At 65.3% G+C, this 14,358-nt stretch carries 10 protein-coding genes and 1 pseudogene; 9 read left to right on the top strand and 2 right to left on the bottom strand.

The genetic code is table 11. From position 1 onward, the window contains the following. The first annotated feature begins 7 nt into the window (after window positions 1-7). From AC5QPF_RS12740 to AC5QPF_RS12730, 3 genes and pseudogenes are all read left to right on the top strand, one after another. Complete coding sequence (locus tag AC5QPF_RS12740; RefSeq protein WP_494963550.1) at window positions 8-2,089, top strand: TolC family protein; 2,082 nt, start codon at window positions 8-10, stop codon at window positions 2,087-2,089. Further along, window positions 2,086-3,108: an HlyD family secretion protein gene (locus AC5QPF_RS12735; protein ID WP_494963549.1), complete on the top strand. Its 1,023-nt coding sequence runs from the start codon at window positions 2,086-2,088 to the stop codon at window positions 3,106-3,108. Before AC5QPF_RS12740 ends, AC5QPF_RS12735 begins: the two co-directional genes overlap by 4 nt. Window positions 3,109-3,236: 128 nt before the next feature. Beyond that, a pseudogene (locus AC5QPF_RS12730) lies at window positions 3,237-4,590 on the top strand (IS3 family transposase). 363 nt (window positions 4,591-4,953) lie between these two features. Here AC5QPF_RS12730 and gcvA read toward each other — a convergent pair. Beyond that, the gene (gene gcvA, locus AC5QPF_RS12725; RefSeq protein ID WP_494963548.1) at window positions 4,954-5,868 is read right to left on the bottom strand and encodes a transcriptional regulator GcvA; all 915 of its coding nucleotides are present in this window, start codon (window positions 5,866-5,868) and stop codon (window positions 4,954-4,956) included. A 112-nt stretch (window positions 5,869-5,980) separates the two neighbouring features. Here gcvA and AC5QPF_RS12720 point away from each other — a divergent pair, with 112 nt between their 5' ends. The 5 genes from AC5QPF_RS12720 to AC5QPF_RS12700 all read left to right on the top strand — a co-directional run bounded on the left by AC5QPF_RS12720 (window position 5,981) and on the right by AC5QPF_RS12700 (window position 11,806). Further along, window positions 5,981-6,754: a glucose 1-dehydrogenase gene (locus tag AC5QPF_RS12720; protein ID WP_494963547.1), complete on the top strand. Its 774-nt coding sequence runs from the start codon at window positions 5,981-5,983 to the stop codon at window positions 6,752-6,754. Beyond that, on the top strand, window positions 6,751-6,897 hold the full coding sequence (locus AC5QPF_RS12715) for a hypothetical protein (RefSeq protein ID WP_494963546.1): 147 nt from the start codon (window positions 6,751-6,753) through the stop codon (window positions 6,895-6,897). The genes AC5QPF_RS12720 and AC5QPF_RS12715 overlap by 4 nt, the downstream gene beginning before the upstream one ends. Window positions 6,898-7,213: 316 nt before the next feature. Further along, window positions 7,214-9,256 carry a TonB-dependent receptor domain-containing protein gene (locus AC5QPF_RS12710; RefSeq protein ID WP_494963545.1) on the top strand — a complete coding sequence of 681 codons (2,043 nt, stop codon included), beginning with the start codon at window positions 7,214-7,216 and terminating at the stop codon, window positions 9,254-9,256. Further along, complete coding sequence (locus AC5QPF_RS12705; RefSeq protein ID WP_494963544.1) at window positions 9,243-10,529, top strand: extracellular solute-binding protein; 1,287 nt, start codon at window positions 9,243-9,245, stop codon at window positions 10,527-10,529. The genes AC5QPF_RS12710 and AC5QPF_RS12705 overlap by 14 nt, the downstream gene beginning before the upstream one ends. Beyond that, window positions 10,526-11,806: a di-heme oxidoredictase family protein gene (locus AC5QPF_RS12700; protein ID WP_494963543.1), complete on the top strand. Its 1,281-nt coding sequence runs from the start codon at window positions 10,526-10,528 to the stop codon at window positions 11,804-11,806. The genes AC5QPF_RS12705 and AC5QPF_RS12700 overlap by 4 nt, the downstream gene beginning before the upstream one ends. Before the next feature lie 78 nt (window positions 11,807-11,884). Here the strand turns inward: AC5QPF_RS12700 and AC5QPF_RS12695 are convergent, their stop codons facing one another. Continuing rightward, window positions 11,885-13,219, bottom strand: a complete 1,335-nt coding sequence (locus tag AC5QPF_RS12695; protein ID WP_494963542.1) for a 2-hydroxycarboxylate transporter family protein — start codon at window positions 13,217-13,219, stop codon at window positions 11,885-11,887. A gap of 121 nt (window positions 13,220-13,340) precedes the next feature. Between AC5QPF_RS12695 and AC5QPF_RS12690 the strand changes: the two genes are divergently transcribed. After that, window positions 13,341-14,258 (top strand): LysR substrate-binding domain-containing protein, encoded by a 918-nt coding sequence (locus AC5QPF_RS12690; RefSeq protein WP_494963541.1) that lies wholly within the window; start codon window positions 13,341-13,343, stop codon window positions 14,256-14,258. Window positions 14,259-14,358 lie beyond the last annotated feature (100 nt).

Here is a 14,358-nt window from a genome sequence, read left to right as displayed (position 1 = left end):
GCAGACCATGACGAAAACAGCATACCGCCTGCTGGCGGCGGCCTTCTGCGCCCCGCTGCTGGCCAATGCCACGCCCCTGACCCTCGACCAGGCCCTGCAGATGGCCGGTGATGGCCACGGCAGCGCGGCCAGCAACGCCCGGCTGCAGGCCCGCTACGCGGCAAAGGACCAGCGCGACAGCGAAAGCGGCTGGGAGGTGTTCGGCGCGGCCAATGTCGGGCGCTACCACGAGCTGGTCACCGAGGATGTGCGCGACGACTACTACGGTCGCAACGCCGCCATCGGCGTGCGCTATCCGCTGCTCGGCAGCCTGGCGCGGCGCATGGACGCGGTGCGGGCCAGCGAGCGGGATATCCGCGTCAGCGAGATCGAGGTCGGCTACCAGCGCGCCCGCCATCGCCTGGCGGTGCGCAGCGCCTATGCCGACTGGTGGCGCGCAACCCAGGAACAACGACTGTGCGAGGACGCGCAAGCCGCGGCGCGCACCGCCGACGCGCATATCAGCGAACGCCTGGACGGCAAGTGGATCCTGCCCTCCGATGCCCGCCTGATGCGCAGCGAATGGACCGCCGTGACCCGCCGCTGCGACCTGCAGCCGGACCTGCTGGCGGATGTCCGGGAGAGCCTGCGCAGCCTTGGCGTCAAGGTCGATGCCGCGAGCACGCCAGTGGCCATCCCGCTGGCCGGCCATCCGCGCCCGCTGGAGGCCTGGCGCGCGCTGCTGGACAGCAACCCGCGCATGGCCCGTCGCGACGCCGAGCTGGCCTTGGCCGAACAGGGGCGCAAGCGTCCGTGGTACAGCGCCATCGAGTCATCGTTCAACGTCACCCAGACCGTCGAGCAGCGCAGCGGCGCCGGCGAGAACGGCAGCGGCCTGAGCGCCGGGGTGACCTTCAGCGCGCCGCTGGACCTGCTCGACTACGGCTCGGCACGCAACCGCGAAGGCGAGGCGCGTTACCAGGAAGCCGTGCGCGCCCGCGAGCAGGAACAGGGCAGCCTGCTGCGGGAACTGGGCAAGGTGCTGGAGCAGCAACGGCGCAATGCCAACGAATATGTGTGGCGCAGTGAGCGTCGCGAGGCGGTGGACCGCATCGTCGCCGAGCGCCGCCAGCGCACCGGGCTGGATGCCGGGGAAGCGAGCCTGCGCCTGATGCAGGCCGAGGTCGATCACTACAACGCCGGCTTCGCGCAGGTTTCCGCGTGGCACGCGGCCTGGTTGCAGGACGCGGCGCTGCGTCTGTTCGGCGATGACAGCGCAGACTTCGAAGCACTGCTGGGCAGCGAGTGGCTGCGCTGGCAGACCCAGGAGACGGGCGCGCCGATGCAGGCGACGCATTGGCGCCAGGGCGTGTACATCTGGGACAGCCAGGCGCTGCTCGACGCCCGTCGGCGCGGAGCCGAACTGCGGGCGCTGCGTGAAGCGGGAATCGGCGTGCTGAATGTCGGCCTCGATGCGCGCCAGGTCGGCGACCTTGCCCGTACCCGGTCCGCCTTGGGCGAGTTGCTGCGTGAAGCCCATGCCCAGGGGCTGCTGGTCAACCTGCTGCTGGGCGATCCGGCCTGGATCAAGCCGCGCCAGCGCGGACAGCTCACCGGGCTGATCCGTGAGTTCGCCGCCCTGCCCTTCGATGGCCTGCACCTGGACCTGGAAGTCGAGCAACTGGGCTGGCCGGTGCCGGACCAGCGCCTGCGCGACTGGCTCGACACCTTGCGTGCGGCAAAGAGCGCCAGTCCGTGGCCGCTGCACCTGTCCAGCCATCCACGCTGGTTCCGCGAGGAAGCCCGGCGCACGCCATGCGTGCCTTGCGAGCTGGAACACCTGGGCGTCAGCGATATCAGCCTGATGATCTACACCCGCAACGCCGAGACCGCCACCGTTCGCGCCAAGGACATCGCCCGGCGCTGGCCGGCCCTGCACCTGCGCCTGGCGCAGAGCGTGGAAGCCGACCAACCCGCCGACCTGAGCTGGGCCGACGCCGCGCCCGGCGAGTTGCGGACACAGACCACCCAGTGGCAACGCGCGCTGCTGCCTGCGGGCATCAGCGGTATCGACTGGCAATCCTGGACCGACTACCCGAGAAGCCGATGAAGATCCGATTCAGCAGTCCCAAGGAACACCATCCCACCCAGGACAACGGCATGCAGGTGCTCTATGCGCCGGGCAAGCGTCTGGCGTTCAAGCTGCGCTGGTACCTGATCCTCTTCCTGATCCTGCTTCCGGCGCTGTGGCTGGCGGGCCGCTACGGCCTGGCGCTGATGCGTGTCGAGGCCCCCGCGCTGGTGCGCTTGCCGACCCTGGAAGTACGGGCGATGCAGCCGGGGGAGATTCGCGCGCTGCACGTGCAGGCGGGTGATCACGTAACGGCCGGCATGCCCTTGGCAGACCTGGACAATCCGGAGTGGCGCCTGCGCCTGAGCCTGTTGCAGGCCGGCACTGCCCCCGCCGTGCCGGCCTCGGTGAGCGAGCGCAACCGGGCGGCGTTGCAGAGCCTGGTGGACCGTGCGGCGCGACAGGTTGGCGAGGTCGGGCAACTGCTGCGCCAGGGGGCGGCGACCCGGGGCGAGCTGGTGGAAGCGCAGAATGCCCTGGACAACCGCAAGGCCGAGTTGCTGGCCTTCGAGCGCAGCCTGAGCGGTGGCGCGGACAACAGCTATGCCCAGCAACAGCAGCGCGAGGGCCAGTGGCTCAAGGAGCAGTTGGCACGGATGGACGTGCAGGCCAGCGAGGCCGGGCGGGTGGCGGAAGTGATCGCGGCACCGGGTGAGAATGTCGGGCCGGGGACGCTGCTGATGCGCCTGGAGCGCGAGGGGCCTGCGCAGTTGTGGGTGTACCTGGATCCGAAGGATGTGGAGCATTCGACGCCGGGGTCGCAGCTGGACGTGCGCCTGCCCAATGGTGAGTGGGTGGGGGCCGAGGTGATCAGCCCGGCGGAGAGTGCCAACCCGCTGCCGAGCGACCTGCGCAAGCCGTTCAGCAGCCCGACCCGGGGGCTGATGGTGCCGGCGCGGTTCAACGAGCCGCTGGCCAGTGAGTGGCGGATCGATTCGTTGCCGGTGCGGGTGCGGTTTCCGCATCAGCACTTCAAGGTGTTTGGGTGGGTGATCTGAAGATTCGGCGTAGGAGTCCACCCAGCCCGCTGGGCTGCGCTGTCGTGTAGAGAACTAGACCGCGAGAGCGCCGCGGTCGGTGGACTGCCCCCAAGAAGTTGGACACCAATCCAACCCTTGGGGGACTCATGAGCAAGTACACCGAGCAGTTCAAGCACAGCGCCATCACCGCGTATCTAGAAGGAGCCGATGGCTTCCGAAAGGTGGCGCAGCATTTCGGTATCGATTTCAGCCTGCTGAGACGTTGGGTCGCGAGCTTTCGTGCCCATTCTAGCGCCAGCGCTCTGCCTCGCAGCCAGCGCCACAGCCCTGACTTCAAGCGCAAGGTCGTGCGGTACATGCGCGAGCACCATCTCTCCCTGCGCCAGACGGCAGCGCATTTCGGCCTGGGCCAGTCCTCTCAAGTAGGCATCTGGGAGCATCAGTACTACAGTGGCGTTGTTGAAGCCCCTGTAGCCACTAAACGAAAGCCTGCCGACGTGACCAAGAAAATCAAGCCCGTTAAACCTACCGACCTCGACGATGCGCTCAAGCCACGAGAACAGCTCATGGCAGAGCTTGAGTACCTGCGCATGGAGAACGCTGTCCTAAAGGAATTAAAGGCTCTGGAGCAGGAGAAGGAGCGAAGGCAAGCGAAAAAACGCTGATCGTCTGCAAGCTCAAAGACCGATTTCCCTTGTCTGGCCTTCTGGCCATGATCGAGCTGCCGCGTAACACCTTTTACTACCAGGTCCGCCGTCATCAGGAACCAGACAAGGATGCGGCCCTGAGAGAACTGGTGCGGGAGATTTATCACAAAGAAAAAGGGCTTTATGGATATCGGCGAATCGCGCTGGCTATCAGGAGCAGAGGAGTCGTGGTCAACAAGAAGGTCATTGAGCGCTTGATGGCGGAGGAAGGCTGAAGTCGCTTGTGCGTCCCAAAAAGTACCGTTCCTATCGGGGGACGGTTGGCAAGATTGCCCCGAACTTGCTGGAGCGAAAATTCACCGCGCAGCGCCCCAACCAGAGTTGGGTAACGGATGTGACCGAATTCAAGGTGGGCCCGCATAAGCTCTATCTCTCGCCCGTGATGGACTTGTACAACAGCGAGATCGTGGCTTATGAGATTGCTCATCGACCCAGCTATGACCTGGTCGGAAACATGTTGGACAAAGCCCTTGGCTGCTTGGGAGAGAACCCCAAGCTGGTGCTGCACTCTGACCAGGGTTGGCAACATCAACAACGCCAATACCGCGAAAAACTCGAAGAACGGGGCGTAAAGCAGAGCATGTCTCGTAAAGGCAATTGCCTGGATAACGCTGCTATGGAAAGCTTCTTCGGCACGCTCAAGTCTGAGTTTTTCTACTTGAACCGATTTGAGAGCATTGAGGAGTTGAGGGCAGGTCTGGATGAGTACATTTGGTACTACAACCATGACCGCATCAAGCTAAGACTCGATGGCCTGAGCCCTGTCGATTACAGGGCCCAGGCCGCTAGCTGAAACTGTCCAACTTTTGGGGGGCAGTCCACGGCGTGGGAGCGGATTCATCCGCGATCGGCGGCGAAGCCGTCGTAAAACCTAAATCCCGAGTTCTCCTGACACACCGCGGACTCAGGTTTTATGGCCGCTTCGCGCCCAATCGCGGATGAATCCGCTCCCACGCCGTCCCTGCTAAATCAATGAGTTATGTGGTGTTCTATGAGAGCTGGCTTGCCTGCGAAGGACCGTGAAACGGTCCCGGTTCCCGATCTAAAGCCAGGCCAATGCAATCTCCCGGCTGGAGATCGGGAACCGGGCCCGCTGCGCAGGCCTTCGTAGGCAAGCCAGCTCCTTGTACGCCGCGCCTGCCGCCTGCCCTGGTGGTTATTTCCCGGCCTCTTCCAGCAACCAGTCGCGAAACGCCCGCACCTTCGCCAGCTCCCCACATTCCGGCCGATAGACCACGTAGTACGCCTGGGTCAACGGACAATCCAGGCCCTTGTCGGCAAACGGCCGGACCAGCCGCCCCGCCTCCAGGTCATCCTTCACCATCACGCTGCGCGCCAAAGCCAGGCCCTGGCCGTCCATCGCCGCCTGCAGCACCGCCGCCGAGTTGTTGATACGCAAGCCATGGTCCGCCCGGATCCCGGTGAAGGCCGAGGCATCCAGCCACATCCGCCAGGTCGGGTAATCCGGGTCACTGGCCATCGACAGGTCATGGATCAAGGTGCTCCTGGCCAACGCCGACTCCGATAACCGCCCCTTCTTCAACAACGGATAATCCGGCGCACACACCGGGAACAGGGTCTCGTCCAGCAGATGCACCGCCGTCAGCCCCGGCCACTTGCCGCCGCCATAGCGCACCCCGACATCGATCCGCTCGGCCTGGAAATCCACCGTGCGCAGGTTGGTGTCCAGCAACACATCCAGTTCCGGCCAGGCCTGCTGGAAACCCTCGATCCGCGGCAGCAGCCATTTCGAGGCGAATGCGGGACTGACGCTGACCGTCAGCCCCGCATGCACGCTGGCATCCCTGAGCCGGGCCAGGCCGACGCCGAGGCGATCGAAGCCGGCCTGGATATCCGGCAAGGCCGCGCGGGCGATATCGGTCAGCATCAGCCGCGCAGTACCACTGCCGGCACGGGTGAACAACGGGATGCCAAGCCAGGCTTCCAGGCTGCGCACCTGCTGCCCGACCGCCGCCGGGGTGACATTCAGCTCCGCCGCCGCAGCGGAAAAGCTCTGGTGCCGCGCTGCGGCTTCGAAGGCACGCAGGGCATTGAGATAGGCCAGTGACATTGAAAGTTTTTCTTTCCCGGTAACGAAAATATCGTGCGTTGCGAATGGTGCCATACACCCCAAGAATGAAGGTCATCCAATGCGTGCAACGATGACTCGGGAGTGCTCCACAATGCAAAGTTTTTCTAACAAGGTCGTGATCGTCACCGGCGGTGGTTCCGGGATCGGCGAAGAGGTCGCGCGGCGCTTCGTCGCGACCGGCGCCAGCGTGGTGATCGGCGGTCGCAACGCCCAGCGCCTGGAACAGGCGGCGGCGCGGATCGATGCCAGCGGCGCCAGGGTTCGCACCCTGGCCGGCGACATCGCCGACCCGGCCACCGCCGACGCCCTGGTGGCCCTGGCCCAGCGCGAATTCGGCGGGGTCGACATCCTCGTCAACAACGCCGGGGTGTTCAATCCCAAGCCTTTCCTGGAGGTGAGCCCGGCAGAATACGACGGCTTCCTCGACATCATCCTCAAGGGCAAGTTCTTCATGGCCCAGGCGGCGGCCAAGGCCATGCTCAAGCGCGGCGGCGGCGCCATCGTGCAGACCGGCTCGCTGTGGGCGATCCAGGCCATCGGCGCGACGCCGTCGGCGGCCTACTCGGCAGCCAATGCCGGGGTCCATGCCCTGACCCGTAACCTGGCCATCGAGCTGGCTGCGTCGAACATCCGCATCAATACCGTGGCCCCGGCCGTGGTGGAGACCCCGGTGTACGGCACCTTCATGAGCGCCGAACAGGTCAAGGAAGTGCTGCCGACCTTCAACGCCTTCCACCCGCTGGGGCGTAACGGCCAGCCCGCCGACGTGGCACAGGCGATCCTGTTCCTCGCCTCGGACGAGGCGTCCTGGATCACCGGCGCGGTACTGCCGGTCGACGGCGGTGTCACCGCCGGCCGCCAGTGAGAGGACAGCAACCATGCAGCCTGGCCCCGAAGACCCTGCGCGGCCTGAACACCCTGGGCGTGGCTGTGGCGCTGAATGCCAGTGCGGCGCTGGTCTACAGCTCGCGAGTGTTCGATGCACTGGCGGCGTTCGAGAAGCAATGACGGCAAGCTGTCCGTGAGCGACGGGGATCGACTGCCATCACGACAGCATCGTTATATATTTGAATATACAGCGTTGTCAGCAGGGCGCTGGCAGCGCTAGTATTCGCCGCGGTCCGGGGCTGTCCCGGGTCGCCATCCGCAGCTTTTCCAACGGTTCGACGTCTTCGGGGAGGAAGGCCCGGGCTGTGTTGCGGATGTCGCTGTATATAAAAATATATAACGAAACAGGATGTTTCCGTTTTCGGCCCATGTTGCGGCGCTATCCGCAACGACATCGATGCCCACAACGGACGCACCCCATGAACACGGAGCAGTCATGCAACCCTTCGCCCCCCGTACCCTGGTCCTGGCCATCGCCGCCATCACCACCCCGTCGGTCTTCGCCGAAGACAGCAAGCCCTTCACCCTCGGTGAAATCCAGATTTCCGCCCCGCAGGACGACAAGCTCGCCACCGGCAGCAGCGTGGTCGAGTTGCAGGACATCCGCCTGCACGACCGGGAAACCGTCGACCGCGCCCTGGCCCTGGCCCCCGGCGTGAACCAGAGCTATATCGGCGGCCGCGCCGAACAGGTGGTCTATGTGCGCGGTTTCGACCGCCTGCAGGTGCCCGTTTATATCGACGGCATCCCCACCTACGTCCCCTACGACGGCAATATCGACCTGGGGCGCTTCACCACCTACGACCTGTCGCGCATCGAAGTGGCCAAGGGCTTCGCTTCGCTGCTGTACGGGCCGAACACCCTGGGCGGCGCGATCAACCTGGTCACCCGGCGCCCCACCCAGGCTTTCGAAGGCGAAGTCGGCGGTGGCCTGGAAATGACCGACCACGGCAACGTCAACGCCTACCGCAGCTACGCCAACGTCGGCTCCAACCAGGGCAACTGGTGGATGCAGGGCGGCGTGTCCTATGTCGACTACGACTACACGCTGCTCCCGGACGACTTCAAGCCGACCAACAACCAGCAAGGCGAAGGCCGCCGCGAAAACAGCAACAAGCGTGACGGCAAGTTCAGCTTCAAGCTCGGTTTCACCCCCAACGCCACCGACGAATACGTGGTCGGCTACGTCCAGCAGGAAGGCCGCAAGGGCCAGCCGCCCTACGCCGGCGACCTGCCCGCCACCGGCCAGCGCAAGCGCTGGTGGGAATGGCCGACCTGGGACAAGACCAGCCTGTTCCTCGCCACCAACACCCGCTTCGGCGAGCACGGCCTGAAGACCCGGGTCTACCACGACACCTTCAAGAACTCGCTGGAAAGCTACAACTACAACAACGGCATCCCCGGCGCCCTGCAGTCCGGCTTCCCGAGCAAGTACGACGACGAATCCACCGGTTTCTCCATCGAAGGCGACCTGGCCCTCACCGAAGGCAACCGCCTGGGCGTGGCCTACCACTTCAAGGAAGACATCCACCGCTCCCGCGATGGCAGCGACCCGCAGACCCATTTCCGCGACCAGACCCAGTCCATCGCCCTGGAAGACACCCTGCGCCTGAACGACATCTTCAGCGTGGTCGGCGGCGTCTCGTACAACTACCGCAAGAGTCTCGACGCCGAGAACTTCGGCACCAACCCCGCTTCGCCACGGGTCAAGACGCTGTACGACGAGCCCACCGGCAGCGATGACGCGGTCAACAGCCAGCTCGGCCTGTTCATGAACACCGGCCCGCTGCTGGACATCGACCACAACGGCCAGGTGCGCCTGACCGTGTCGCGCAAGAGCCGCTTCGCCACCATCAAGGACCGCTACTCGACCCGCTTCGGCACAGTCATCCCCAGCCCCGACCTGAAGTCGGAACGCGCCACTCACTACGAGCTGGGCTACAGCGGCGCGCTGACCGCGCAGTGGAGCCTGGACGCAGCGCTGTTCGTGGCCAATATCGAGGACTCGATCCAGCAGGTCACGGTGCCGGCGCAACTCAACTGCGCAGCGCCCTGCGGGCAATACCAGAACATCGCCAAGGCGCGTAACCAGGGCGTGGAACTGGGCCTGAAGGGCGACCTGGGCGACTGGGAGCTGGGCGCCAGCTACACCTTCCTCGACCGCGAGAACCGCAGCAATCCCGAGCTGCACCCGATCGACACGCCGCGCCACAACCTGTTCGCCTCGGCCACCTGGAACCACGATGCCTGGCGCCTGACCGGCAGTGCCGAGGCAGCGTCGAAGCGCTACAACGTTTCCGATGGCACGCAGATGTCCGGCGGCTACGCGGTGTACAACTTCAAGAGCGGCTACCGCTTCAGCAACGACGTGCTGGTGGAAGCCGGGGTGCGCAACCTGTTCGACCGTCTCTACGAGTACAGCGAGGGCTATCCGGAAATGGGCCGCAACTACTTCGTGCAGTTCAATGTTCCGCTGTAAGGCATGGCTGCTCGCTTGGGTCCTGGGCCCGGCGAGCGCCCTCGCGGCCGCTCCGCAATCCGTGGTGGTGCTGACCAGCTATCCCGAGGAAATGATGAGCCGCTTCGAGGAAGCCTTCGAACAGGCCAACCCCGACTACCGCCTGCAGATCCTCTGGCGCCAGGGCTTTGATGCCCTGCCCTTCCTGCGCCAGCAGGACCAGGGTGGCGTCGACGTGTACTGGGCGCCGTCGCCGGGCAATTTCGCCCGGCTCGCCAGGGAGGACGGCTGGCAACCTTTGGGCGTAGACCTCAAGGGCCTGCCGGCGAAGATCGGCGACACCGCGCTGCGTGATGACCAGGCCCGCTACCAGGCCACGGAACTGGCCGGCTACGGCTTCGCCACCAATCCGAAGATGCTCAAGGAACTGGGCATGGAGCCACCGAAGGACTGGACCGACCTGCTCGATGCGCGCCTGCGTGGGCGCATCGCCCTGCCCGACCCGGGCCGGGTCGGCTTTGCCCCGGTGCTGCTGGACATCGTGCTCCAGGCCTATGGCTGGGAGCGCGGCTGGGCGCTGTGGAGCGAGATCGCCGGGCAGTCGCGGCTGGTCAGCCGCGGCGGCACCCTGGTCAGCGACGAGGTGGCCAGCGGGCGCGCGGCGGTGGGGCTGTCCATCGACTTCTTCGTCGCTTCGGCGGTGAGCAACGGCCAGCCGGTGGGCTTCGTCTATCCGGCGCATGGTGGGCTGAACCCGGCGCATATCGCGATCACCCGCGAGGCGCATCAGGTCGAGGGCGCACGGGCGTTCGTGCGCTTCGTGCTGTCCGATGCCGGGCAGGCGCTGCTGGCCGATCCGGATATCCGCAAGCTGCCAGTGCGGCCCAGCGTGTATGCGCAGTTGCCTGTGGGTTATCACGATCCATTCGCCGCGCCCTACCGCTATCAGGAGGCCTCCCGCGAGCGTCTGGCGCTGGTCACCTCGCTCTTCGTGCAGTGGCTCGGCCAACCCCATGAGCGCCTGACTGCGCTCTGGGCCCGGGTGCATGCCGGCGAAGCGATGGGCCGCGACCTGCAGGCGGTACGCGCTTACCTCGGTGTTCCACCGATCAGCGCCGGCCAGGCCGCCTCCGCGGACCTGCTGAAGCTGTTCGGCGAACGCCAGGACGGCGGCATGGAGCACCAGCCCGTCAGCGACCAGGACGAATTGGGCCGGCGTGAAATCGCCTGGCAGTTCTACAGCACCACCCGGCATGCCGAGGCGGCGCGCCTGCTGGACGAGATGGGACTATGACGCGCCTCTGGCTGCTGCTGGTGCTGACGGTCTTCTGCGCCGACGCCAGTGCCGACCGCGAGGCCTTCTCGCGGCCGCTGCCGGGGCTGGACGACGAGGCGCAGCTGGAGCGCTTCTTCAAGGGTCGCGGGCTGTTTCGCCAGGCCTGGGTCATCGCCCCGTCGCGGGATGAAACGGTGGATGGCCTGGGGCCGTTGTACAACCGCATCACCTGCATCGCCTGTCATCCGAAGAATGGCCGTGGCCAGGCGCCGGCGGACGAAGAGGCGCCGATGCGCACGATGCTCGTGCGCCTGTCGCTGCAGGGGCAGGATGCCCATGGCGGGCCGCGGCCGCACCCGGCCTACGGCGACCAGCTCAACGAACTGGGGATTCCCGGGGTGCGCGGCGAAGGTCGGGCACGGATTCGTTGGGAGGAACAGACCGTGGAGCTGGCTGGGGGTGAAGTGGTGAGCCTGCGCCAGCCGTACCTGTCCTTCAGCGAGCTGGGGTATGGGCCGTTGGGCGATGTGCTCACTTCGGCGCGGGTCGGCACGCCGGTGTTCGGCCTGGGGTTGCTGGAGGCTGTCAGTGCCGACGAGCTCCAGCGCATGGCCAGCGAGGCCAAGGCCGATGGCGTGCGCGGGCGGGTCAACCAGGTCTGGAGCGTCGAGCGCCAGCGCCTGGAGGCGGGACGATTCGGGCTCAAGGCCAACCAGCCAGACCTGATGCAACAGATCGCCAGTGCCCTGCATGGCGACCTGGGGATTACCTCGCCGCTGTATCCGCAGGAGAACTGCGCGCCGCAGCAGCGGGATTGCCAGAAGGCGTTGAGTGGCGGGCAGCCGGAGGTGGATGGGATGCAGTTGATGGAACTGCATTTCTATCTGTCGCAACTGGCTCCGCCGGCACGGCGTGATCGGGACAAGGTCGGGCGTGGGGAGGCGCTGTTCGTTTCGGCAGGATGTGGGGCCTGCCACCGTCCGCAATTGCGGGCTGGGACGCAGGTTGTCGAGCCGTATACCGACCTGTTGCTGCATGACATGGGCGATGGGCTGGCAGATGGGCGTGAAGATTTTCTCGCCACCGGCAGGGAATGGCGCACAGCGCCGTTGTGGGGTGTGGGGTTGATCGAGCGGATCAACCCCGGTGCCGGGTACCTGCATGACGGACGGGCCAGGACGCTGGCCGAGGCGGTGGTGTGGCATGGCGGCGAGGCGCAGGCGGCGCGGGATCGGTTTGTGGCGATGCCACAAAGTGATCGCGAAGCCCTGCTGATGTTCCTGCAATCACTATGACTTGACCCGATTGTGAGGGTGTCCGGACAGGCCAATCGCTGGCAAGCCAGCGATGAGGCCCGGAAGGACAAACACCGATCAGTGGAACAGTCCCAGCAAAACTGTCGCCAGAATCACCGTCGAAGCCCCGCCAATCCGCGTCGAAATCTGCGCAAACGGCATCAGCGACATCCTCCCCGCCGCCGACAGGATCGCCACGTCCCCGGTCCCGCCCAGCCCGCTATGGCAGCAGGTGACGATGGCCGACTCGATGGGGAACATCTTCAGCAGGTTGCCAATCAGGAACCCCGCCAGCGTCATGGCCACCACCACCGCCACGCATACCGCCACGTAGCCCACGGAAAACACCTTCACCACGCTGTCCAGCGGCACATAGAGCATCCCCAGTCCAATCATCACCGGCCAGATGAACGCCGTGGACACCAGCTTGTAGAACGCCTTGCTGCCCTCCTCCAGCCGCGTCGGCAGCACCTGCAGGTATTTGAACAGCACTGCCACGAGGATCATCATCACCGGCCCTGGAATGTGCACCACCTTCTCCAGCAACCCGCCGAGCACGAAGAAAGCACAGATCAGCAGCACCCCGGCGCCCATGTAGCGGAAGTCGATGCCGTGGGCCGTCTCCTCCTGCTCACGGAACTTGTCGTTCTCGTCCCGCGAGCGGATCAGCATGCCCTCGCCGTTCAAATGCGGCTTGCGCAAGGCCAGCCGCGCCAACACCCCGGCGCAGATGATCGCGACGATATTGCCCACCACCGCCGCCGGCACCAGTTGCGCCACGTACTGCTCCGGGCTGCCGCCGAGGATGCTCGAATAGGCCAGCGACAGCGGCAGGATGCCTTCGCCGATGCCGCCGCCAATGATCGGCACGATGATGAAGAAGAAGGTGTGGTAGACGCTGTAGCCGAACAGCGTGCCCACCAGCAACCCCGCCGCCACCGCAGCCAGGGTTCCCACCAGCAGCGGCACGAACATGCGCAACATGCCCTGGACCAGGATGAAGCGGTTCATGCCCAGGATGCTGCCCACCACCAGGCTGGCGATGACGAAGTAGAGGAAGTTGGCGTCCTTCATCAGCATCTTCGTCGCGTCGATGGTGGTGCTGCCAAAGAAGCCATGGAATACCAGAATCGACGGCAGCATCAAGCACAGGATGGCGCCGCCGCCGATTTCCTTGAGGATCGGCAGGCGCTGGCCGACCTGGCCGAAGAACATGCCCAGGGTCATGATCACGGCAAGGCCGCCGATCATGGTCTTGGGCAGCAGGCCGAAGTGCGCGGAAAGAAACACGATCAGCGCAATGGCCAGGAAATACGGCAGCGGGATAACACCGATCTCATAACGCAGAAGGCGGCGCAGCGGAGAAGCGGTAGCGTCGGCAGGTGCCGCCACGGAGTCGGAAACCAGGCTCATGGTCGTTCCTCTGTTTGTTGTTGTAGGAGGAGTGGCGATGCCCGAATCCGCGGCTCGGCGCATCGATGGAGGGATGCTATCCTTCGCGCTTGGTGGAATAAACGTGCAAACCATGGGGCCTATGAACACACATCGTATCGAATCACCACTCCCCGAAGACCTCCGTGTGTTCCTCACGGTGATCCGCAAGGCCAGCTTCGCCGGTGCTGCCGACGAGCTGGGGCAGTCGCCGGCCTATGTCAGCAAGCGCATCCGCATCCTTGAAGAAACCCTGCGCACCCGCCTGCTGCACCGCACCACCCGGCGCATCGCCCTGACGGAAGCCGGCGAACGCACCCAGCGCTGGGCGATCCGCATCCTCGATGACCTGGACGATTTCGTCGGCGAGCTGACCGACGCGCGCAAGGCGCCGCGGGGCATGCTGCACCTGTGCAGCAGCTTCGGCTTCGGTCGCAACCACATGGCCCCGGCGATCGCCGAGCTGAGTTCGCTGTACCCGGACCTGGAGGTTCGCCTGGATGTGTTCGACCGGGTGGTGGACATCGTCGCCGAGGGCTTCGACCTGGAGATCCGCGTCGGCGACGACATCCCCGGCCAGCACATCAGCCGCAAGCTGCTGGACAACCATCGAGTGCTGTGTGCCACGCCGGAGTACCTGGAACGCCGCGGCACGCCACAGACCTTGAAGGACCTGGCGGAGCACGACTGCCTGGTGCTCAAGGAACGCAACAATCCGTTCGGGATCTGGCACCTGAGGAACGGCGGGCGGGAAGAAGCGGTGCGGGTCAGTGGGCCCTTGTCGTCGAACAACGGCGAGATCGTGTTGCAGTGGGCGCTGGGCGGCAAGGGCATCCTGCTGCGCTCGCTGTGGGATGTGCGCCCGCTGCTGGAGCAGGGCAAGCTGGTGCAGGTGCTGCACGACTACACGCAGAGTGCCAATGTATGGGCGGTGTACCCGACGCGGCTGTCGGATTCGGCCAAGTTGCGGGTGTGCGTGGAGTTTCTTGAAAGCTATCTGAAAGCGTCGCGAACCCTGTAGGGCTTCGACCCATGTCGCGTAGAGAACACAAGTCGAGAGCTCGACGCGGCCCCCTGTGGGAGCGGGTTTACCGGGACGCCGGACCGCCGCGATTGCGATG

Source organism: Pseudomonas sp. Con_6, from assembly GCF_059379395.1.
The sequence above is the reverse complement of the archived record's forward strand: the minus strand, read 5'-3'. Positions and strand labels throughout refer to the sequence as shown.